The 20,110-nt window shown below is 71.2% G+C and carries 20 protein-coding genes; 9 read left to right on the top strand and 11 right to left on the bottom strand.

The annotated features are described in order from the left end of the window. The first annotated feature begins 218 nt into the window (after positions 1 to 218). From rplM to ABT295_RS08005, 4 genes are all read left to right on the top strand, one after another. Complete coding sequence (gene rplM, locus ABT295_RS08020) at positions 219 to 662, top strand: 50S ribosomal protein L13 (RefSeq protein WP_352393859.1); 444 nt, start codon at positions 219 to 221, stop codon at positions 660 to 662. 33 nt (positions 663 to 695) lie between these two features. Then, positions 696 to 1,199 (top strand): 30S ribosomal protein S9, encoded by a 504-nt coding sequence (gene rpsI, locus ABT295_RS08015; protein WP_034771666.1) that lies wholly within the window; start codon positions 696 to 698, stop codon positions 1,197 to 1,199. Between the two features lie 337 nt (positions 1,200 to 1,536). Further along, a complete protein-coding gene (gene glmM, locus ABT295_RS08010) occupies positions 1,537 to 2,883 on the top strand; it encodes a phosphoglucosamine mutase (RefSeq protein ID WP_352393858.1) in 1,347 nt (448 codons plus the stop codon). A gap of 88 nt (positions 2,884 to 2,971) precedes the next feature. After that, on the top strand, positions 2,972 to 4,153 hold the full coding sequence (locus ABT295_RS08005; protein ID WP_352393857.1) for a low temperature requirement protein A: 1,182 nt from the start codon (positions 2,972 to 2,974) through the stop codon (positions 4,151 to 4,153). A gap of 54 nt (positions 4,154 to 4,207) precedes the next feature. On the opposite strand, the gene ABT295_RS08000 is transcribed toward ABT295_RS08005, so the two are convergent. The 7 genes from ABT295_RS08000 to glpX form a co-directional block, all read right to left on the bottom strand. Beyond that, positions 4,208 to 4,723 carry a beta-class carbonic anhydrase gene (locus ABT295_RS08000; RefSeq protein WP_352393856.1) on the bottom strand — a complete coding sequence of 172 codons (516 nt, stop codon included), beginning with the start codon at positions 4,721 to 4,723 and terminating at the stop codon, positions 4,208 to 4,210. Between the two features lie 15 nt (positions 4,724 to 4,738). Continuing rightward, entirely contained in the window at positions 4,739 to 6,451 is a 1,713-nt protein-coding gene (locus tag ABT295_RS07995; RefSeq protein WP_352393855.1) for a fumarate hydratase, read from the bottom strand. A gap of 150 nt (positions 6,452 to 6,601) precedes the next feature. After that, positions 6,602 to 7,465, bottom strand: a complete 864-nt coding sequence (locus ABT295_RS07990) for a carbohydrate ABC transporter permease (RefSeq protein WP_345507377.1) — start codon at positions 7,463 to 7,465, stop codon at positions 6,602 to 6,604. Continuing rightward, entirely contained in the window at positions 7,462 to 8,616 is a 1,155-nt protein-coding gene (locus ABT295_RS07985) for a carbohydrate ABC transporter permease (protein ID WP_352393854.1), read from the bottom strand. Before ABT295_RS07985 ends, ABT295_RS07990 begins: the two co-directional genes overlap by 4 nt. Beyond that, entirely contained in the window at positions 8,613 to 9,968 is a 1,356-nt protein-coding gene (locus ABT295_RS07980; protein ID WP_352393853.1) for an ABC transporter substrate-binding protein, read from the bottom strand. Before ABT295_RS07980 ends, ABT295_RS07985 begins: the two co-directional genes overlap by 4 nt. A 248-nt stretch (positions 9,969 to 10,216) precedes the next feature. Continuing rightward, positions 10,217 to 11,155 (bottom strand): carbohydrate kinase family protein, encoded by a 939-nt coding sequence (locus ABT295_RS07975; RefSeq protein ID WP_352393852.1) that lies wholly within the window; start codon positions 11,153 to 11,155, stop codon positions 10,217 to 10,219. Positions 11,156 to 11,164: 9 nt separating this feature from the next. Next, positions 11,165 to 12,157, bottom strand: a complete 993-nt coding sequence (gene glpX / locus ABT295_RS07970; RefSeq protein ID WP_352393851.1) for a class II fructose-bisphosphatase — start codon at positions 12,155 to 12,157, stop codon at positions 11,165 to 11,167. 96 nt (positions 12,158 to 12,253) lie between these two features. On the opposite strand from glpX, the gene ABT295_RS07965 reads away from it, so the two are divergent. Continuing rightward, positions 12,254 to 13,021 (top strand): DUF4245 domain-containing protein, encoded by a 768-nt coding sequence (locus tag ABT295_RS07965; protein ID WP_352393850.1) that lies wholly within the window; start codon positions 12,254 to 12,256, stop codon positions 13,019 to 13,021. Between the two features lie 189 nt (positions 13,022 to 13,210). Here the strand turns inward: ABT295_RS07965 and ABT295_RS07960 are convergent, their stop codons facing one another. After that, positions 13,211 to 13,528, bottom strand: a complete 318-nt coding sequence (locus ABT295_RS07960; RefSeq protein ID WP_352393849.1) for an exodeoxyribonuclease VII small subunit — start codon at positions 13,526 to 13,528, stop codon at positions 13,211 to 13,213. A 10-nt stretch (positions 13,529 to 13,538) separates the two neighbouring features. Next, on the bottom strand, positions 13,539 to 14,852 hold the full coding sequence (xseA, locus tag ABT295_RS07955; protein WP_352394702.1) for an exodeoxyribonuclease VII large subunit: 1,314 nt from the start codon (positions 14,850 to 14,852) through the stop codon (positions 13,539 to 13,541). Positions 14,853 to 14,930: 78 nt separating this feature from the next. Here xseA and ABT295_RS07950 point away from each other — a divergent pair, with 78 nt between their 5' ends. Then, positions 14,931 to 15,965, top strand: a complete 1,035-nt coding sequence (locus ABT295_RS07950; RefSeq protein ID WP_352393848.1) for a 4-hydroxy-3-methylbut-2-enyl diphosphate reductase — start codon at positions 14,931 to 14,933, stop codon at positions 15,963 to 15,965. Positions 15,966 to 15,987: 22 nt separating this feature from the next. Here the strand turns inward: ABT295_RS07950 and ABT295_RS07945 are convergent, their stop codons facing one another. Next, positions 15,988 to 17,196: a DNA recombination protein RmuC gene (locus ABT295_RS07945; RefSeq protein ID WP_352393847.1), complete on the bottom strand. Its 1,209-nt coding sequence runs from the start codon at positions 17,194 to 17,196 to the stop codon at positions 15,988 to 15,990. 139 nt (positions 17,197 to 17,335) lie between these two features. On the opposite strand from ABT295_RS07945, the gene ABT295_RS07940 reads away from it, so the two are divergent. From ABT295_RS07940 to ychF, 3 genes are all read left to right on the top strand, one after another. Next, positions 17,336 to 18,175, top strand: coding sequence for a thioesterase family protein (locus tag ABT295_RS07940; protein ID WP_352393846.1), 840 nt, complete (start codon positions 17,336 to 17,338; stop codon positions 18,173 to 18,175). A gap of 22 nt (positions 18,176 to 18,197) precedes the next feature. Continuing rightward, a complete protein-coding gene (locus tag ABT295_RS07935) occupies positions 18,198 to 18,737 on the top strand; it encodes a histidine phosphatase family protein (RefSeq protein ID WP_352393845.1) in 540 nt (179 codons plus the stop codon). A 67-nt stretch (positions 18,738 to 18,804) separates the two neighbouring features. Next, on the top strand, positions 18,805 to 19,890 hold the full coding sequence (ychF, locus tag ABT295_RS07930; RefSeq protein WP_352393844.1) for a redox-regulated ATPase YchF: 1,086 nt from the start codon (positions 18,805 to 18,807) through the stop codon (positions 19,888 to 19,890). Positions 19,891 to 19,922: 32 nt separating this feature from the next. Here the strand turns inward: ychF and ABT295_RS07925 are convergent, their stop codons facing one another. Further along, positions 19,923 to 20,093 (bottom strand): BldC family transcriptional regulator, encoded by a 171-nt coding sequence (locus ABT295_RS07925; RefSeq protein WP_352393843.1) that lies wholly within the window; start codon positions 20,091 to 20,093, stop codon positions 19,923 to 19,925. Positions 20,094 to 20,110 lie beyond the last annotated feature (17 nt).

Here is a 20,110-nt window from a genome sequence, read left to right as displayed (position 1 = left end):
GGCGTCCGTGCAGGTCAGGGGCGGTTTCGAGCGGTCGGTGGCGTGATTTGGGCTCGGGTGCCGGACCCCGTACCATTGATGAGGTTGTGCACCGGGCCGTCAGGCGAACCGGTCGCGGGAGCTGCGGGCCATCGGCCGGGCAGCCTCCCGGGACGGCGACGCGGACCGGGCCCGGCACATCAGTGGCTCCACCATTTCAGAAGCGAAGGCAGACTCCATTGCGCACGTACACCCCGAAGCCCGGCGAGGTCACTCGCACGTGGCATGTCATCGACGCGACCGACGTCGTGCTCGGCCGTCTCGCGAGCCAGGCCGCTGTCCTGCTCCGGGGCAAGCACAAGCCGCAGTTCGCGCCGCACGTCGACACCGGTGACTTCGTCATCATCATCAACGCCGACAAGGTCGCGCTCACCGGCGCCAAGCTCGAGCAGAAGAAGGCCTACCGCCACTCCGGGTTCCCGGGCGGCCTGCGGTCGACCTCCTACACCGAGCTGCTCGCCAAGAGCCCCGAGAAGGCCGTCGAGAAGGCCATCCGCGGCATGCTCCCGAAGAACTCGCTGGCCCGCCAGCAGCTCTCCAAGCTCAAGGTCTACCGCGGCGCCGAGCACCCGCACTCGGCACAGAAGCCCGTCCCCTTCGAGATCACCCAGGTTGCGCAGTAAGCCCCGGCTGCTGCGGAGAAAGCGACAAGACACGTGACTGACATCGTGAACGAGGACGTCCTCGACACCGACGAGCCCGAGCTGACCGAGTACACCTCGGAGTCAGACGGCACCGTCGCCGGCGAGCCGAAGCGCGCCCGCCAGGTCTCGACCCCCGGCGCCGCCACCGGTCGTCGCAAGCAGGCCATCGCCCGCGTGCGCATCGTCCCCGGCACCGGCGAGTGGAAGATCAACGGCCGCACGCTCGACGCCTACTTCCCCAACAAGGTCCACCAGCAGATCGTCAAGGAGCCGCTGACGCTCCTCGAGCTCGACGGCTCGTACGACGTGCTCGTGCGCGTGCACGGCGGTGGTCCCTCCGGCCAGGCCGGCGCGGTGCGCCTCGGCGTGGCCCGTTCGCTGAACGGCGTCGACGAGGAGCTGAACCGTCCCGCCCTCAAGAAGGCCGGCTTCCTCACCCGTGACCCCCGCGTCCCGGAGCGCAAGAAGGCTGGTCTCAAGAAGGCCCGCAAGGCCCCCCAGTACTCCAAGCGCTGATGCTTCGGCTGGCGCCGAGCATCACCGCTTGGCTCCAGTCGCGCTGAGCAGCGCTGGCGCCGAGCATCACCGCTTGGCTCCAGTCGCGCTGAGGTGTTACGAGAAGGCCCCCGAGCGGTGCTCGGGGGCCTTCCTCGTGCTCGGGGGCCTTCTTCGTGCCCGAGGGCGGATGCCGCCCTTCCGCGGCTGTCCGTCGCGGTCGCGCACGGCAGGGGCGCCACCACCTACCCGCTCGAGGTGGACGCGGCGGCCCGACGGGCGCTCCCGCCCCGGGGCGGTATCGTCGACCGAGCACATCTTCCGGCCCTCGGGCCGACCACCGGGAAGGCACATCAGCGTGGCTCGACTCTTCGGCACGGACGGCGTCCGTGGACTCGCGAACCAGGACATCACGGCAGAGCTCGCGCTCGACCTCTCGGTCGCGGCGGCGCACGTGCTCGCCGAGGTGGGCGCGTTCAACGGTCACCGTCCCGTGGCCGTCGTCGGTCGCGACCCCCGTGCGTCCGGTGAGTTCCTCGCCGCTGCCACGATGGCCGGGCTCGCCTCGGCCGGCGTGGACGTGCGTGACGCCGGCGTCCTCCCGACCCCGGCGATCGCCTACCTCGTGGCGGAGCAGGACGCCGACCTCGGCGCCATGCTCTCGGCCTCGCACAACCCGATGCCCGACAACGGCATCAAGTTCTTCGCCCGCGGCGGGCACAAGCTCGCCGACGAGCTGGAGGACCGGATCGAGGGCCGGCTCCGTGACGACTGGCAGCGCCCGACGGGCGACGGGGTCGGGCGCATCACGCCCTTCCTCGACGGGGCGGACCGCTACGTCGCGCACCTGCTGAGCGTGCTCCCGCACCGCCTCGACGGGCTCCACGTCGTCATCGACGCGGCCCACGGGGCGGCGTCGGACGTCGCGCCGCGGGCCTTCCGCGAGGCGGGGGCCGAGGTGACGCTCATCGGCGGCGAGCCGGACGGCCTCAACATCAACGACGGCTACGGCTCCACCCACACCGATCGCCTCAAGGAGGCCGTGGTCGCGGCCGGAGCCGACTTCGGCATCGCGCTCGACGGTGACGCCGACCGCTGCCTCGCGGTCGACGCCGAGGGTGGCGAGGTCGACGGCGACCAGATCATGGCGATCCTCGCCCTCGCGATGAAGGAGCAGGGCGTGCTCCGTGGCGACACCCTCGTCGCCACCGTCATGAGCAACCTCGGCATGATCCAGGCCCTCGGGAGCGAGGGCATCAAGGTGCTCCAGACCGCCGTCGGCGACCGTTACGTCCTCGAGGGCATGCGCGAGGGCGGCTTCACCCTCGGCGGCGAGCAGTCGGGGCACGTCGTCATGCTCGACCACGGCACGACCGGGGACGGCACGCTGACCGGCCTCATGCTCGCCTCACGGGTGGCTGCCACGGGCCGCACCCTCGCCGACCTCGCCGGCATCATGAGCCACTTCCCCCAGGTGCTCGTCAACGTCAAGGACGTCGACAAGGCGGCCCTCGAGGCGAACACCGCCGTGGCCGACGCCGTCCGTGCGGCCGAAGGAGAGCTGGGCGAGAACGGCCGGGTGCTGCTGCGCAAGTCCGGCACCGAGCCCGTCGTCCGGGTCATGGTCGAGGCGGCCGACGGCGACCAGGCCCGTGACCTCGCCGACCGTCTCGTCGGCGTCGTCAAGGCCGAGCTCGCCCTCTGACCCGACCGGTCGGCACCCGGCACGCGGCCTCGGGCGGTCGCCGCACGCGTCCCGGCGCGCGGGCGTGCCCTGCTGGCAGACTGGGCCCGTGAGCCACGCCAACGTCGTGCCGCTGTCCCGACGCATGCAGCCCCGGGACCCCCACGAGGCGCACCGCGTCGCGACGCCCCTCGAGCTCTTCTTCGACCTCGTCTTCGTCGTCGCCATCGCGAGCGCCGCAGCGCAGTGGCACCACGGGCTGGCCGAGGGGCACCTCGGCGACCTCGTCAACCTCGTCATGGTCTTCTTCGCCATCTGGTGGGCGTGGATGAACTACACGTGGTTCGCGTCGTCCTACGACTGCGACGACGTGCCCTACCGGCTGCTCACCTTCACCATCATGGCCGGCTCGCTCATGCTCGCGGCCGGCATCCCCGACCTCTTCGTCTCCGGGCAGTCGGGCCTCGTCGTCGGCGGCTACGCCGTGATGCGGGTCGCCATGGTCGTCATGTGGCTGCGCGCGGCCGGCAGCCACCCGGAGGGGCGGCGCACCGCGCTCACGTATGCCGCCGGCATCGGGATCGTGCAGGTGCTGTGGATCGCGCGGCTGCTGCTCACCGACCACACGGTGCTGCTCGTGTCGTTCTTCTCGCTCGTCGTGCTCGAGCTGCTCGTGCCGCTCGTCGCCGAGCGCAGCGGGATCACACCCTTCCACCCGCACCACATCGCCGAGCGCTACGCGCTGCTGACGATCATCGTGCTCGGCGAGGTCATCCTCGCCTCGGTGCAGGCCGTCCAGGGCGCGCTCGTCGCCGGCGCGGAGCCGGGGCTGCTCGCGCTCGTCGTCGGGGGGCTGCTCATCGTCTTCTCGATGTGGTGGCTCTACTTCAAGCGGGACCACGCGGACCTCTTCGACCGCGGCGTCCGCACCACGTTCGTGACCGGCTACGGCCACTACCTCGTCTTCGTCTCGGTGGCGGCGACCGGTGCGGGCCTCGCGGCCGCCGTCGATCTCGTGCAGGGCGAGGCGCACGCCTCCGCGCGCACGGTGGGACTCGCCCTCGCCGGCGCGGTCGCGGTCTACGTCTGGTGCCTGACCGCCATGCACGCCATGGCCGGTGCTCCGGCGACGGAGCTGCGGGCCGGGGTGGCGGTGGGCGTCCTCGTGCTCGTGGTGGCGGCGCTCGCCCCGCCCATCGGCATCACGGTGCTCGCCGTCGGGGTCGTCCTGACGGCGGCCGTGGCCCACCACGTGTGGACGACACGCGACGCCATGCCGGCTGTGGGCTGACCGCCTGAGCTCCCGCGCCCGGCGGGCGCACCAGACCCGGGGGAGGGGGGCGACTCAGTCGACGGGTTGGAGCAGGCCGCTGTCGACGTCGTAGACGAACCCACCCACCTGGGTGCCCTCGGCGATGAGCGGGTGGCTGCGCACCCGCGCCACGTCGGCGCGCAGCGTGCGCACCTGGTCCTCGATGACCCCGAAGCTCATCCACGACGCGTCCTTGCCGGCGCTGGCGCCGACCTTGTGGCGCAGCTCGTCCTCGGAGTTCGAGGCGACGGCGCACCGGGTGTGCGGCACGACGAGCACGCGCTCGACGTTCAGCAGGTGGGTGCCCAGCACGAGGGCCTCGAGCGCGGCGTCCGTGACCCGGCCGCCGGGGTTGCGGAAGATCTTCGCGTCGCCGGGCTTCAGCCCGAGCATGCGGAGGGGGTCGATGCGGGAGTCCATGCAGGTGACGATGGCGACGCCGGCGTGCGCGACACCGTCGAAGCCGCTCATGCCGAAGTCCTCGGCCCACTCGCGGTTGGCCGCGAGCAGGTCGTCGAATCCAGTGTTGCCAGAGGGGTTCTCACTCATCAGGGTGCCTTTCGGTCAGTCGAGCCCGGGTCGCTTGGAGATCGTGAAGGCCATCGGCTTGCTCACGTCGGCGAAGAAGTCGTTGCCCTTGTCGTCGACGACGATGAACGCGGGGAAGTCCTCGACCTCGATCTTCCACACCGCCTCCATGCCGAGCTCCTCGTACTCGAGCACCTCGACGTGCTTGATGCAGTCCTGCGCGAGACGGGCGGCCGGGCCGCCGATGGAGCCGAGGTAGAACCCGCCGTGGGTGTCGCACGCGTCGGTGACCTGCTTGCTCCGGTTGCCCTTGGCGAGCATCACCTTCGAGCCGCCGGCGGCCTGGAACTGGTCGACGTAGGAGTCCATGCGGCCGGCCGTCGTCGGGCCGAACGAGCCGGACGGCATCCCCTCGGGCGTCTTGGCGGGCCCGGCGTAGTAGACGGGGTGGTCCTTGAGGTACTGCGGCATCTCCTCGCCGGCGTCGAGCCGCTCCTTGATCTTGGCGTGCGCGATGTCGCGGGCGACGACGAGCGGGCCGCTCAGCGACAGCCGCGTCTTGACCGGGTGCTTCGAGAGCTCGGCGAGGATGTCGTCCATCGGCCGGGTCAGGTCGATCTTGACGACGACGTTGCGGCTGATCGAGCTGACCCCCACGACGTCGTCCTCGTGCTCGCCGAGGTCGACCGCGCCGGCGTCGGGCAGGAAGCGGGCCGGGTCGGTCTCGAGCTGCTCGATGAAGACGCCGTCGGCGGTGATCTTGCCGAGCACCTGCCGGTCGGCCGAGCACGAGACGGCGATCGCGACCGGCAGCGAGGCGCCGTGGCGGGGGAGGCGCACGACGCGCACGTCGTGGCAGAAGTACTTGCCGCCGAACTGGGCGCCGATGCCGAACTGCCGGGTCAGCTCGAGCACCTTCTCCTCGAGCTCGGTGTCGCGGAAGCCTTGGGCGGTCATCGAGCCCGACTTCGGCAGCGAGTCGAGGTACTTCGCCGACGCGTACTTGGCCGTCTTGAGGGCGAACTCGGCGCTCGTGCCGCCGACGACGATGGCGAGGTGGTAGGGCGGGCAGGCCGCCGTGCCGAGCGAGCGCAGCTTCTCGTCGAGGAAGCGCATCATCGCCTCCTCGTTGAGGATGGCCTTCGTCTCCTGGTAGAGGTAGCTCTTGTTCGCCGAGCCGCCTCCCTTGGCCATGAAGAGGAACTTGTACTGCGCCTCGTGGCCGGGCAGGGTGTCGGCGTAGAGCTCGACCTGCGCGGGCAGGTTGGAGCCGGTGTTCCTCTCCTCCCAGGTCGTCAGCGGGGCCATCTGCGAGTAGCGCAGGTTGAGGCGCGTGTACGCGTCGTAGACCCCCTCGCTGATGGCGCGCTCGTCGGTGCCCTCGGTCAGCACGTGCTGGCCGCGCTTGCCCATGACGATCGCGGTGCCCGTGTCCTGGCACATCGGCAGCACGCCTCCGGCCGCGATGTTCGCGTTCTTGAGCAGGTCGAGCGCGACGAACTTGTCGTTGTTGCTCGCCTCGTCGTCGTCGAGGATGTTGCGCAGCTGCTGCAGGTGGCCGGGCCGCAGGTAGTGCGCGATGTCGTGCATCGCCGTCTCGGTGAGCAGCCGCAGCGCCTCGGGGTCGACCTCGAGGAAGGTGCGGCCACCGGGTCCGTCGACGGCGCGCACGCCCTCGGTCGTCAGCAGCCGGTAGGGCGTCTCGTCGGCGCCGATCGGCAGCAGGTCCTCGTAGGCGAAGTCGGCCACGACGTGCTCCTTGCGATCCGTGGCGGGCGGGCACCCGCCGCACTGGCGTGTGCCGGCAACCACCCGGCACACGAAAGTCCCCTCCCAGCCTAGTGAACGGCCGGGAGGGGACTGACGCGAGGTGCCGCGCCGCGGGATGCAGCGACGCGTCTAGCCCTTGACGGCGCCGCTCGTCATGCCGCGGACCATGAAGCGCTGCAGCGCGAAGAAGACGATCATCGGGACGACGATCGAGATGAACGCGCCCGCCGTCAGCAGCTCCTGGCCCTGGCCCTGCGTGCCGAGCAGCTGCTGGAGCTTGACGATGACCGTGGTGTTCTCGCTCTTGAGGAAGAGCTTGGCGATGAGCAGGTCGTTCCAGACCCAGAGGAACTGGAGGGTCGCGAACGCCGCGATGGCCGGGACGGACATCGGGGCGACGAGGCGCCAGAAGGTCTGGAAGTGGCTGCACCCGTCGATCTTGGCCGACTCGACGACGCTGCGCGGCAGGGTGCTCATGTAGTTGCGCAGCGTGTAGATGCACAGCGGCATGCCGAACCCGGTGTGCAGCAGCCACACCGCGATGTACTGCCCGCTGATGCCGAGGCCGCGCGGGCCGAGGATGTTGAGCATTGGCTGGAAGGCCACCTGGATGGGGACCACCATGACGGCGATGATGAGCAGGAAGAAGAACTCCTTGAACGGGAAGTCCATGAAGGTGAACGCGTAGGCGGCGAACGCCGCGAACATGATCGGGATGATCGTCGCCGGGATGGCGACGACGATGCTGTTGATGAAGCCCGAGCTGAGGTCGGACCCGGTCCAGGCCCCGCTGTAGTTGCTCGTCGTCCAGTCGGCGCCGAACGGGTTGAAGAGGGCGCTCCACCAGCCGGAGCCGGCGGCGTCGTCCCTCGTGCGGAACGAGGTCACGAGCAGGCCGATCGTCGGGATCGTCCAGAGGACCGTCAGGATCGTCATGGTGACGATCGAGAACGGGCTGCGGGGCCGCCCGTCCTTCATCAGCGAGCGGCTCATCGCCCTGCCTCCTCGTCGCGGAAGTGCTTGATCTGGTACCAGATGAGCGGGATCACCGCGATGAGCAGGACGACGACGATGGCCGTCGCCTGGCCGGCCTCGCTCGCCGCGAAGAGCTTGTTGAAGAAGAGGTTCGCGATGACGTTGGTGCCGTAGGCGCCGTTGGTGGTGACGTAGACGATGTCGAACACCTTGAGCACGGTGATGAAGACGGTGACGAACACCGTGATGATCGTGCCGCGGATCTGCGGGATGATCACCTGCCAGAAGATCTGGAACTCGCCGGCACCGTCGATGCGCGCGGCCTCGAGGGTGTCCTCCGGGACACCCTTGATGGCCGAGCTGAGCAGCACCATCGAGAAGCCGACCTGGAGCCAGATGAGGATGACCATGAGCAGGATCGAGTTGAGCTTGGCCGTGTCGATGGCGAGCCAGGTCTGCGGGTCGCCGCCGAGGCCGACGACGATCGCGTTGAGCAGGCCGGTCTGCGCCTGACCCGGGTTGTTGTACGCGTAGACGAGACCCCAGATCGCCGAGGCGCCGACGAACGAGATCGCCATCGGCAGGAAGATCAGGCTCTTGGCGACCTTCTCGCCCATGGCCGACAGCTTGTCGGCCAGCACGGCGACGACGACGCCGAAGCTGACGACGATGGCCGGCACGATGAGCAGCCACAGGACGTTGTTGACGATCGAGGACCAGAACTCGCTGTCCCCGAAGATCGTCCGGTAGTTCTGCAGACCGACGTAGGCCGTGCTGTCGGCGTTCGCGAACGAGTAGTTGATCGTCTGGAACGTCGGGTAGATGAGCATGAGGGCGACGAGGAGCAGACCCGGCAGCAGGAAGGCGTAGGGGATCAGCCCCTCCGACAAGCGCCGCGGCAGCCCCTCGACGAACATGTTGAGGAAGTAGAAGAGCAGCGCGGCACCACCGACACCGCCGACGATGGCGAGCACGCCGATGATGAACTTGTTGCCGAACCACTGCGGGTAGTAGCCGAACGCGAGGAAGAGGTTCGCGAGCGCCCACACGACGAGGACCATCCCGACGAGACCGAGGACGATCCGCAGGGGGTTGGCCCGCAGCGGCGCGTCAGGGTCGTCCTGGCTGCGCAGCTGCGAGCGCGACGCGGTGCTGGTGTCGGCGGTCATGACTTCGGCCACGCTGCTTCGATGTTGTCAGCCGTCTGCTGTGAGCTCTGCCCGCCCTCCCACTTGACCATCTCCTTCCAGAACACGTCCGAGCCGATCGACTTGGGCATGAGGTCGGAGCCGTCGAAGCGCAGCACGCTCGCCTTGTTGGCGATGTCGGCGATCTTCTTCGTCGTCTCGTTGGGGTAGTTGCTGACGTCGAACGTCTTGTGCGGCGAGAGCCACCCGCCGGCCTTGGCCCACGGGCCACCGAACTTGTCGGAGGTCAGGAACTCCATGACCTTCTTGGCGTCGGGGTCGTTGCCGTTGAAGAGGCCGGCGAGGTCGCCGCCGCCGAGGATCGCCTGGCCGTCGTAGCCGCCGTCGAACTTCGGGAAGACGTAGATGCCGACCTGGTTGTCGAGGTCGGCCTGCACGTTCTTCGGGTAGAAGGTCGTGGCGAAGTTGCCCTGGCGGTGGAGCATGCACTTGGGCGGGTTCGCGAAGGCCGGCGTCATCGCGTCACCGAAGGCCGTGTTGAGCACGCCCTTGGTGCCACCGAGCACCATCTTCGGGTCCTTGTTGAACTTGGCGGCCTCGTCGAGCGCCTTGACGACGCGCTCGTCGTTGAAGGGGATGCGGTGCGAGGTCCAGTCGTCGTAGACGCTGGGCCCCCACATGCGCAGCATGAGCTCCTCCACCCAGTCGGTGCCGACCCAGCCGGTGGCCTGGTCGGACTCCCAGCCGATGCACCACGGGGTGATGCCGGTGGCCGCGATCTTGTCGGCGACGTTGGTCTGGAGGTCCTGGATCGACGACGGCTCCTTGGACCAGCCGCCCTTGTCGTACGCGGCCTTCGGGTACCAGACGATGCTCTTGACGGCGTTGCGCATCGGCGCGCCGTAGACGCGGCCCTTGTAGCGGCCCGCGTCGAGGAAGCCCGGCAGCAGCGTGCCCTGGATCTTGTCGTAGTCGAGGAAGGTGTCGATCGGCTCGACCTTCTTCTGGGCCGCCATCTCCAGCAGTCCACCCGGCTGCGGGAAGAGGCCGATGTCGGGGGCGTCGCCCGCCCCCACCTTCTGCTTGATCGTCGTCGTGAAGTCCTGGTCGGACGTGTACTGCACGTCGATCCCGCTGCTCTTCTCGAACTCGGCGAGGGAGGCGTTGAAGTTCTTCTCCTCGTCACCGCCGAACGCGCCGAGGATCGTGACCTTCTTGTCGCCGTCGGCGCTACCGCCGTCGACGACCGTGCCGGCGCCACCGGCAGCACCGCCGCCCGAGGCGTTGGGGTTCTGGAGGCACCCGGTCAGCACCAGGGCTGCCGCGGCGACCACCCCGCCTGTCTGCAGTGCCCGTCTGGGAATTCCCGTCATGGTCGCTCCTCGTCGTTGAGTTGTGCGCGTCGATCCCACCGATCAACGTGATGACCGTCACGTGAAGTAGACCATTCCTACCGCGTCGTAGGGGGGTGGTCCAGTGTCAGTGACCTGCCCGTGACCTACCCGTTCGGGACAGAACGGGCGAACGGTGGGCGAAGCGCGGCGCGCGCACCGGCGGGCCGGCCCGCTGGGGCGGGTGGGGCGGGAGCGACGGGAGTGGCGCTCCGGAGGGTCCGATCGCCTCAGGCGAGGTCGGCGCGCACCGGGGCGTGGGCCCCGGCCCGGCGCACGGTGAGCGCACCGGTGGCGAGTGCCCGCTCGACGGCGGGGCGCACGTCAGCGAGGTCGGCGCCGCGCAGTCGCTCGCGGGCCTCGGGACCGCCGAGCAGACCGGCGTCGAGCAGCCCGGAGACGAGCCCTGCCATGAAGGAGTCGCCGGCGCCCACGGTGTCGACGACGTCGACGACGGGCGCGGGCAGGGCGACCTGCTCGCCGGTGCGGGTGACGCGCACGACGGCGCCCTCGCCGCCCCGGGTCACGACGACGACGGCCGGGCCGAGCTCACCCCAGGCGCGCAGCACGTCGTCGAGCGACTCGCCCGGGCACAGCCACTCGACGTCCTCGTCGCTCAGCTTGACGACGTCGGTGAGCCGGATCGACGACTCGATGAGCGCGCGCGCCTGCGCGGGGCGACCCATCAGCGACGGTCGCGCGTTCGGGTCGTAGGACACGGTCGCGCCGTGCGCGCGCGCCGTCGCGAGGATGCCACGCACCTGGCTGCCCCCGGGCTCGAGCACGGCGGCGATGCTGCCCGTGTGGACGTGGCCGTATGCCGTCAGGTCGGGGACCGGCGCCACCTGCCACTCCAGGTCGAAGACGTAGGTCGCGGCGCCGGTGTCGTCGAGGGTCGCGTGGGCCACGGAGGTGAACGGCGCCCCCTGCGAGCCCGGGGTGAGATGCACGCCCCGCTGCCGGCACACGGCCTCGATGCGGGCGCCCCGCTCGTCGGTCGCGATCCACGTCGCGAGGTCGACGGGGTGGTCGAGGGCCGCGAGGCCGAAGGCGACGTTGGCGGGGCTGCCGCCGACGTGCTCGGCCGTGCCGCCGTCGGCCGTGGTGACGGCGTCGACGAGGGCCTCACCGACGACGAGGGTGCGGACCGGGGTGGGGGCGCTGGTCACCGGAGGGCCTCAGGCGTCGATCATGTCGGCGCTGCCGAACCAGCCGGGACGGTCGAAGCGGTGCTCGCTGTCGATGGTGCGGATCGTGCCGCTGCGCGAGCGCATGACGAGCGAGTTGGTGCGGGCCGACTTGGCGCCGTAGCGCACGCCGCGGAGCAGCTCGCCGTCGGTGATGCCGGTGGCGACGAAGAAGCACTCGCCGACGACGAGGTCGTCGGTGGAGAGCACCCGGTCGAGGTCGTGGCCCGCGTCGAGGGCGCGCTGGCGCTCGTCGTCGTCCTTGGGCCAGAGCTTGCCCTGGATGACGCCGCCGGTGCACTTGATGGCGCACGCGGCGATGATGCCCTCGGGCGTGCCGCCGATGCCGAGCAGCAGGTCGACACCGGTGCCGGGGCGGGCGGCCATGACGGCGCCCGCGACGTCGCCGTCGACGATGTAGCGGATGCGGGCGCCCGTGTCGCGGATCTCCTGCGCGAGACCCTCGTGGCGCGGCCGGTCGAGCATGACGACCGTGACGTCGGCGGGCGTCTCCTTCTTGGCCTTGGCGATGCGGCGGATGTTCTCCGCGACGGGCAGCCGGATGTCGACGACGTCGGCCGCCTCGGGGCCGGTCGCGAGCTTGTCCATGTAGAACACGGCGGAGGGGTCGTACATCGCGCCGCGGTTCGCCACCGCCATGACGGCCACGGCGTTGTTCATGCCCTTGGCGGTCAGCGTCGTGCCGTCGATCGGGTCGACGGCCACGTCGACCTCGGGGCCGCTGCCGTCGCCGACCTGCTCGCCGTTGAAGAGCATCGGGGCGTTGTCCTTCTCGCCCTCGCCGATGACGACGACGCCGCGCATGCTGACGGTCGAGATCATCGCGCGCATCGCCTCGACGGCGGCGCCGTCGGCCTTGTTCTTCTCGCCGCGGCCGACCCACCGGCCACCGGCCATGGCGGCGGCCTCGGTCACACGGACCAGCTCGAGGGCGAGGTTGCGATCGGGCTGGCTGTGCTTCATCAAAGGTCCTCCGTCGGCGCAGAACGAGTCGGCGCCAGCCTATCGGTGGGTGGGGCCCGGTTTGGACGCCGTCCGTCGGTCGGGGACGATGGGGGCATGAGCACCCCGTCGACCCCGTCGACACCCGCGAGCGACGAGCACCCGACCGAGTCGATGGTTCCGACCGTTCCGGACGGGACGACGGCGTCGGACGCGGCCGCCGCGCCTGCCAGCGGTCCTGCTGCGGGCGGGGCGCCGGCCGGTCCGCCGAAGAGCCGCTACTCGATGGGCACGCTGCCCAACATGCTGCGCTCGATGCTCGTCATCGGCCTCTTCGTGCTCGCCCTCGTCGCCATCGTGCCGCGGATCACGCACGTCGAGCGGCCGGCCGTCGACGCGGCGGCCAAGGCGAGCCAGGTGGCCGCGCAGACCCGCTGGCCGGTGCAGCTGCCGAAGGGTCTCGGCGACGGCTGGGTGCCGACCGTGGCGACCTACGCGCCGGGCACCGAGGGCGTCGCGACCTTCACCACCGTCTGGATGACCCCCAGCGGCGCCGACATCGCCCTCAAGCAGGCCGCCAGGGTCACGAACGGCTGGGTGGCCCGCTCCGTCGACGACGGCGAGGCCTCGGGCACCGTGCAGATCGGCGGGCGCTCGCTGCAGCGCTACGTCTCCTCGAACGGCGGGCAGGTCGGCTACGTCGAACGCGGCACCGGCGCGACCGGCCTGACGCTCGTCGCGAGCGGCACGGCGCCGGAGGACGAGCTCAAGGCGTTCGTCGCCGCGCTCGCCCCGGTCGCGCCCGGTGCCGCTGCGTCGTCACCGACCGGCTCACCGACCGGCTCACCGACAGGCCCGGGCGGCACGGCCACGCCGGCGAGCTGACCCGCGGCTTCACGCCGGGTTCGTCGACGAGCGCACCGAAGAACCCGTCGACGAACCTGTGGATGGTGCTGCACGTGGTGCTGCGCAAGGTGCTGCGCGAAGTGGGGTGATCACCCCACGAGGTGCCGCACCATCGGCCGCAGCATCCACAGCGCCCTCGGCATCGCCGTGCGGATGGCTGCTGCCTACTCAGGCGTCGTCGTCGTCGAAGACGGCGTCGTCGGCGTGCAGCTCGCCGGCCGGGTGGGCCGCCGGTGCCGCCGGTGCCGCCGGTGCCGCCGCCTGGGGGCGTGTGGCCTGCTCGATCTCGGCCTGGGCGCCGTCGAGCCACGTCGCGCAGTGCGCGGCGAGCGCCTCACCGCGGCGCCAGAGGTGCATCGAGTCCTCGAGCGGGGCCTGGCCCGCCTCGAGCCTGGCGACGATGGCGATGAGCTCCTCGCGGGCGTCCTCGTAGCGGAGCCCGGCGATGTCGGGGAACGAGCCGTCGGTCGTCGTCGCGTCAGCCATGGCCGACACCCTACGACGTCGGGGCGTCGGGCCCCGGGGCCGTCGCCTTCTTCTTCGCGCGCGAGCGACGGGCGGGCTGCGCCGGTGGGTCCTCCGCTCCGGCGGTCACCGGGCGCACGCCGAAGTCGCCGCGGGCCACATGGACCCGGAGCAGCTCGCCCACACCGACGTCGTCCTGGTCCATGACGATGCGTCCGTCGCGGTGCTGCACGACGGCATACCCCCGCTCGAGCGTCGACTGCGGGGAGAGTGCGACGACCTGGCGCCGCAGGTGCTCGGCCTCGTCGGCCGCGCGGTGCAGGCGGCCCTCGATGCGGGTGGCGGCGCGGGCCCGCAGGGCGGTGAGCTCCTGGCGCCGCGCCCGCACGAGCGCGACCGGGTCGGCCATGACGGGCCGGGAGACGAGCGAGCGCAGGCCCGACCGCTCGGCCTCGACCCGGCGCACGAGCGCCCGCCGGATGCGGTCGCGGGCCGTCTCGGCGAGGGCGCGCTCGTGCGCGGCGTCCGGCACCACCTTCTTGCCGGCATCGGTCGGGGTCGAGGCGCGCCAGTCGGCGACGAGGTCGAGCAGCGGCTGGTCGACGTCGTGGCCGATGGCGCTGATGACCGGGGTGCGGGCCTGGGCGACGGCGCGGACCATCGCCTCGTTCGAGAACGGCAGCAGCTCCTCGAGGGCCCCGCCGCCGCGGGCGATGACGATGACGTCGACGGCGGGCATCGCGTCGAGCTCACGCAGCGCCTCGACGACCTCGGTGACGGCGGAGGTGCCCTGCACCGCCACCTCCCGGATCTCGAAGACCACGGCGGGCCAGCGCCGGCGGGCGTTCTCGACGACGTCCTTCTCGGCGGCCGAGCTGCGGCCGGTGATGAGGCCGACGCGGCGCGGCAGGAAGGGGATCGGCCGCTTGCGGCCGGCGTCGAAGACCCCCTCCGCGGCGAGGGTGCGCTTGAGGATCTCGACACGGGCGAGCAGGTCGCCGATGCCGACGGGCCGGATCTGGCGGGCCTCGAGCTGCAGCGTGCCGCGCTTGGTCCAGAAGGTCGGCTTGGCCTGGAGCACGACCCGGGCGCCCTGCGCGAGCGGGATCGGCATGGCGTTGACCGCGTTCATCGGCACCGAGACCGACAGCGACATGTCGACGTCGGGGTCGCGCAGCGTGAGGAAGGCCATGCCGCCGCGCGGGTTGAACTGCACGACCTGGCCCTCGACCCAGAGCTGGCTCATCCGGTCGACGTAGTCGGAGATCTTGAGGCTGAGCACCCGCACCGGCCACGGCATCTCGGCCGTGGTGTCGGCGGCCTTGTCGGGCAGCGGGCTCGTCATGCTCACCCGGGCAACCATAGGGCCGAGCCGGCGCGAGGAGGATGCGGCCCCGCGCGGCGGTCACCGTACGATGGGGCCATGAGCGAGCCAGTTGACCAGTCGTCCGACAAGAAGGTCCTCCTCGCCGCCCCGCGTGGCTACTGCGCCGGCGTCGACCGGGCCGTCGTCACGGTGGAGAAGGCCCTCGAGCTCTACGGCCCGCCGGTCTACGTGCGCAAGCAGATCGTGCACAACAAGCACGTCGTCACCACGCTCGAGAAGCGCGGCGCGATCTTCGTCGACGAGACCGACGAGGTGCCCGAGGGCGCGACCGTCATCTTCTCGGCCCACGGCGTCGCCCCGGTCGTGCACGAGGAGGCCAGGGCGCGCAGCCTCAAGACGATCGACGCGACCTGCCCGCTCGTGACGAAGGTGCACCGCGAGGCGGTCCGCTTCGCCGACGACGACTTCGACATCCTGCTCATCGGTCACGAGGGCCACGAGGAGGTCGTCGGCACCTCCGGCGAGGCTCCCGAGCACATCACCCTCGTCGACGGGCCCGACGACGTCGAGAACGTCACGGTGCGCGACCCGGAGAAGGTCGTGTGGCTCTCGCAGACCACGCTCTCGGTCGACGAGACGATGGAGACGGTGGCCCGGCTCAAGGAGAAGTTCCCCGCGCTGCAGAGCCCGCCCTCGGACGACATCTGCTACGCCACCCAGAACCGCCAGCTCGCCGTGAAGCAGATGGCGAAGGACACGGATCTCATGATCGTCGTCGGCTCGCGCAACTCGTCGAACTCGGTGCGTCTCGTCGAGGTCGCGCTCGAGCACGGCGCCCGCGCGGGCCACCTCGTCGACTACGCCGACGAGATCGAGGAGGCCTGGCTCGAGGGCGTCACGACCGTCGGCGTCACCTCCGGGGCCAGCGTGCCCGAGGTGCTGGTGCGCGACGTGCTCACCTGGCTGGCCGAGCGCGGCTACGGCGAGGTCGAGGCCGTCGTGGCCGCCGAGGAGTCGCTGCTCTTCTCGCTGCCGAACGAGCTGCGCCGCGACCTCAAGGCCCGCAAGGGCGAGACCGCCGCCACCGTGCGCCACGACGCCGCCTTCGAGGACGCCGGCTCGCTCCACTGACGGGCCCGTCAGGCCTCGCTGCTCAGGCGGTGGCCTGGCCGCCCTCGCCGCGGGCGTCGCGCCGGCGCGACTCGTGCTCGAGCCACGCCTCGTCGCGGGCCTCACGGCCGAGGTCGTCGGTCAGCTCGGCCGCGCTGAGCGACCGGGGCGCCGCCTCGAGCGGTTCGAGCCTCGGCGGCCGCTCGGTCGTCAGGTGCAGCTCGTGCATGCGCCGCGCCGTGACGAGCACGCGCGACTCGAGGGTGCCGACGAACTTGTTGTACTGCTCGACCGAGCGGGAGAGCGACTGGCCCATCGTCGTGACGTGCCCGCCGAGCGTCGTGAGCCGGGCGTAGAGGTCCTGGCCGATCGCGAGCAGCTCGCGGGCGTTCTGCTCCAGCGCGTCCTGCTGCCAGATGGCCCCGACGGTGCGCAGCACGGCGAAGAGCGTGCCGGGCGAGGCGAGCACGACCTTGCGTGACAGGGCGTGCTCGTAGAGGCCCGGGTCGTCGGCGAGCGCCGTCGCGAGGATCGCCTCACCCGGCACGAAGCAGAGGACGACCTCGGGGGAGCGGGTGAAGGCCGTCCAGTACGCCTTGGCCGCGAGCCCCTCGACGTGCCGGCGCAGCGACGTGGCGTGGGCCGCGAGCAGCTCGGCCCGCTCGAGCTCGGACACCGTCTCGCCGTGCGCCTGCAGGAAGTGGGCCATCGGGGCCTTGGAGTCGACGACGACGTGGCGCCCGCCCGGCAGGTTGACGACGGCGTCGGGGCGCACGCCGGCGCCGTGCCGGCTCACCCCGCTCACCTGCTCGTCGAAGTCGCAGCGCGCGAGCAGCCCGGACAGCTCGAGCACGCGCCGCAGCTGCACCTCGCCCCAGGCGCCGCGCACCGTGGAGGCGTTGAGGGCCGTCGCGAGGGTCGCCGTCTCGGAGCGCAGCGACTCGGTGGAGCGGCTCACCTCGGTGAGGCGCTCGCCGAGCTGGCCGAACTGCTGCGACCGGTCTCGCTCGAGGGCGCCGACCTGCCGCTCGACGCGGCCGATGGTGTCGCGCAGCGGAGCGAGCAGGCTCGCGGTCGTGTCGTCGACCTCGCGGGCCGCCTCGAGGTCCAGCACGCGCTCGCGCAGCACGTCGCGCTCCGCCTCGGCGCCCGCCGAGCGGGCGAGCAGCGCCGAGCGCGCCGAGAGCCACGCGAGCAGGCCGCCCACCACGGCTCCGACGACGAGCCCGACGAGCAGCGCTGTGAGGTCCATGGCTGCACGCTCCCAGACACCGCCGACACCGCGGCTCCGACACCCCGCCCACCACGAAACCCCCACGTTCCCCGCGACGTGGCGCACGGCATACGGCCGCGGTGAACGGCGGGGGAGCGACGTCTGTTAGACCTTGCTCGTGAGCGAGTACGACGACGCGATCCGGCTCGAGGCCGGCGACGACCCCACCCGGCGGAGCGGCACCTTCCACGAGGAGTGGATGATCGGCAACGCCGTCAACGGCGGGCTCGTCATGAGCACCGCGCTGACGGCGCTCGGTCAGCACCTCGCCGCCGACCCGACGGAGACGACGCAGCACGTCGACCCCGTCGTGCTCTCCGCCTACTTCATGACCGCCTCGCAGCCCGGCCCGTTCACGGTGACGACCGAGGTCATGCGGTGCGGTCGCAAGCTCTCCACCGGCCAGGTCACGATCCACCAGGCGGGCGAGGACGGCGTGCCCGTCGAGCGGATGCGCGCCATCGGCTCGTTCGGCAACCTCACCGACGTCGACGTGCAGCGCCAGGCGAGCCCGCCGGACATGCCGCCGCCGGAGCAGTGCGTGTCGGCCGACCAGGCGCCGCCCGACTTCCTCGCCAACGCGAAGTTCCTCGAGCGGCTCGACCTGCGGCTCGACCCGAGCACCGCCGGGTGGGCGCTCGGCATGCCGTCGATGCGTGGGGTCATGCGCGGCTGGCTGCGGTTGCGCGACGGCCGCGAGCCCGACACGACGCTGCTGATGATGGCGCTCGACGCGCTGCCGCCGGTCGCCTTCGACCTCGGGCTCTTCGGCTGGACGCCGACGCTCGAGTTCACCGGGCACATCCGTCGCCGACCCGAGCCCGGCTGGCTGCAGGTCGTGCTCGGCAGCCAGACGCTCGGCGGCGGGATGATGGAGGAGGACGCCGCCATCTGGGACTCCGCCGGCAACCTCGTGGCCCAGTCGCGCCAGCTGTGCGGCGTGCGCGTGCCGCGCTGACGGCCGGGTCGGGGACCGCGTCGTGACGCTCGAGCTCGTCTACGAGACGCACTCGATCACCGAGGACAACGAGGCGGGCATCGCCACCGGTTGGCTGCCGGGGCGCCTCTCCCCGCAGGGGAGGGCGCTCGCCGCCGAGCTGGGGCGGCGGCGCCCGGCCTCCGGGTTCGCGGCGGTCCACACCTCCGACCTCGCCCGCGCCGTCGAGACCGCGACGATCGCGTATGCCGGCAGCGACGTGCCGCTCCACCTCGACGCCCGCCTGCGCGAGTGCGACTACGGCACGCTCAACGGTGCCCCCGTGGCCGAGCTGGCGCGGGTGCGGCGCGAGCACCTCGACGAGCCGTTCCCCGGCGGCGGGCAGAGCTACCGCCAGGTCGTCGAGGCGACCGCCGACCTCCTCGAGGACCTGCGGCGCGACCACGACGGCCAGCGGGTGCTCGTCATCGCCCACTCCGCCAACCGGTGGGCGCTGCAGCACCTGCTCGAAGGCGTGAAGCTCGAGCACCTCGTCGACGCGCCGTTCGACTGGCGACCGGGCTGGGAGTGGACGATCGCGTGACCCGCGGCGGCCGGCATACGGCCTCGTGGTCGGAAGCGGCGCCGAACGCCACTAAACTCTTGTCCTCGTGGCACTCACCATCGGAATCGTCGGTCTCCCCAACGTCGGAAAGTCGACGCTCTTCAACGCGTTGACGAAGAACAACGTGCTCGCGGCGAACTACCCGTTCGCGACGATCGAGCCCAACGTCGGCGTCGTCCCGCTGCCCGACCCGCGGCTCGCGGCGCTCGCCGAGATCTTCTCGTCGGAGAAGATCCTGCCCGCGACGGTGAGCTTCGTCGACATCGCCGGCATCGTGCGCGGCGCGTCGGAGGGGGAGGGGCTCGGCAACAAGTTCCTCGCCAACATCCGCGAGGCCGACGCGATCTGCCAGGTCGTGCGCGCCTTCGAGGACGGCGACGTCGTGCACGTCGACGGCAAGGTGAGCCCCGCCAGCGACATCGAGACGATCCACACCGAGCTGATCCTCGCCGACCTGCAGACCCTCGAGAAGACCGTGCCGCGCCTCGAGAAGGAGGCGCGGATCAACAAGGACAAGAAGGCCTCGCTCGAGCTCGCGCAGGCCGCGCAGAAGGTGCTCGAGGAGGGCCACACCCTGTATGCCGCAGGGCCGGGTGCCGGGATCGACCTCGCCGAGGCCAAGCAGCTCGGCCTGCTGACGACCAAGCCCTTCATCTACGTCTTCAACCTCGACGAGGACCAGCTCGCCGACGCCGAGCTGCAGGCCTCCCTGCGCGAGCTCGCCGCCCCGGCCGACGCGGTCTTCCTCAACGCCAAGCTCGAGATGGACCTCATGGAGATGGAGCCCGACGAGGCCCTCGAGATGCTCCAGAGCTTCGGCGCGGAGGAGTCGGGCCTGGACCAGCTCGCCCGCACCGGCTTCCACACCCTCGGCCTCCAGACCTACCTGACGGCCGGGCCCAAGGAGTCGCGCGCCTGGACGATCGGCAAGGGCTGGACCGCCCCGCAGGCCGCCGGCGTCATCCACACCGACTTCCAGCGCGGCTTCATCAAGGCCGAGGTCGTCAGCTTCGACGACCTCGTCGCCGCCGGCTCGATGAACGCGGCCAAGGCCGCCGGCAAGGTGCGCATCGAGGGCAAGGAGTACGTCATGGCCGACGGCGACGTCGTGGAGTTCCGCTTCAACGTCTGAGCCTCGGCCCGTGCCCCGGCGGGGCGTCTCGGCTACTGAAGGCGCTCGTTGATCTCGCTCACCCGGTAGCGGCGGTGCCCGCCGAGGGTGAACACCGGGTTGAGCAGGCCGGCGCGTGCCCAGCGCGTCACCGTCGCCGTGTCGACCCGGAACGCCTCCGCCACCTCGGCAGGCGTCATCAGCTGGTCGTTGTCGTGCTCCATGCGGTCGTGCCCCCAGT

This window comes from Terrabacter sp. NPDC000476 (assembly GCF_040300125.1).
Classification (GTDB): domain Bacteria; phylum Actinomycetota; class Actinomycetes; order Actinomycetales; family Dermatophilaceae; genus Terrabacter.
This window is presented reverse-complemented; position numbering and strand designations above follow the sequence as displayed.

Excerpts from the sequence above, each read along its gene's own strand:
- ABT295_RS08000 (WP_352393856.1), bottom strand. The coding sequence starts at position 4,723 with ATGAGTGAGAACCCCTCTGGCAACACTGGATTCGACGACCTGCTCGCG.
- ABT295_RS07990 (WP_345507377.1), bottom strand. The coding sequence starts at position 7,465 with ATGAGCCGCTCGCTGATGAAGGACGGGCGGCCCCGCAGCCCGTTCTCG.
- ABT295_RS07985 (WP_352393854.1), bottom strand. The coding sequence starts at position 8,616 with ATGACCGCCGACACCAGCACCGCGTCGCGCTCGCAGCTGCGCAGCCAG.
- ABT295_RS07980 (WP_352393853.1), bottom strand. The coding sequence starts at position 9,968 with ATGACGGGAATTCCCAGACGGGCACTGCAGACAGGCGGGGTGGTCGCC.
- glpX (WP_352393851.1), bottom strand. The coding sequence starts at position 12,157 with ATGAAGCACAGCCAGCCCGATCGCAACCTCGCCCTCGAGCTGGTCCGT.
- ABT295_RS07965 (WP_352393850.1), top strand. The coding sequence starts at position 12,254 with ATGAGCACCCCGTCGACCCCGTCGACACCCGCGAGCGACGAGCACCCG.
- ABT295_RS07960 (WP_352393849.1), bottom strand. The coding sequence starts at position 13,528 with ATGGCTGACGCGACGACGACCGACGGCTCGTTCCCCGACATCGCCGGG.
- xseA (WP_352394702.1), bottom strand. The coding sequence starts at position 14,852 with ATGACGAGCCCGCTGCCCGACAAGGCCGCCGACACCACGGCCGAGATG.
- ABT295_RS07950 (WP_352393848.1), top strand. The coding sequence starts at position 14,931 with ATGAGCGAGCCAGTTGACCAGTCGTCCGACAAGAAGGTCCTCCTCGCC.
- ABT295_RS07945 (WP_352393847.1), bottom strand. The coding sequence starts at position 17,196 with ATGGACCTCACAGCGCTGCTCGTCGGGCTCGTCGTCGGAGCCGTGGTG.
- ABT295_RS07925 (WP_352393843.1), bottom strand. The coding sequence starts at position 20,093 with ATGGAGCACGACAACGACCAGCTGATGACGCCTGCCGAGGTGGCGGAG.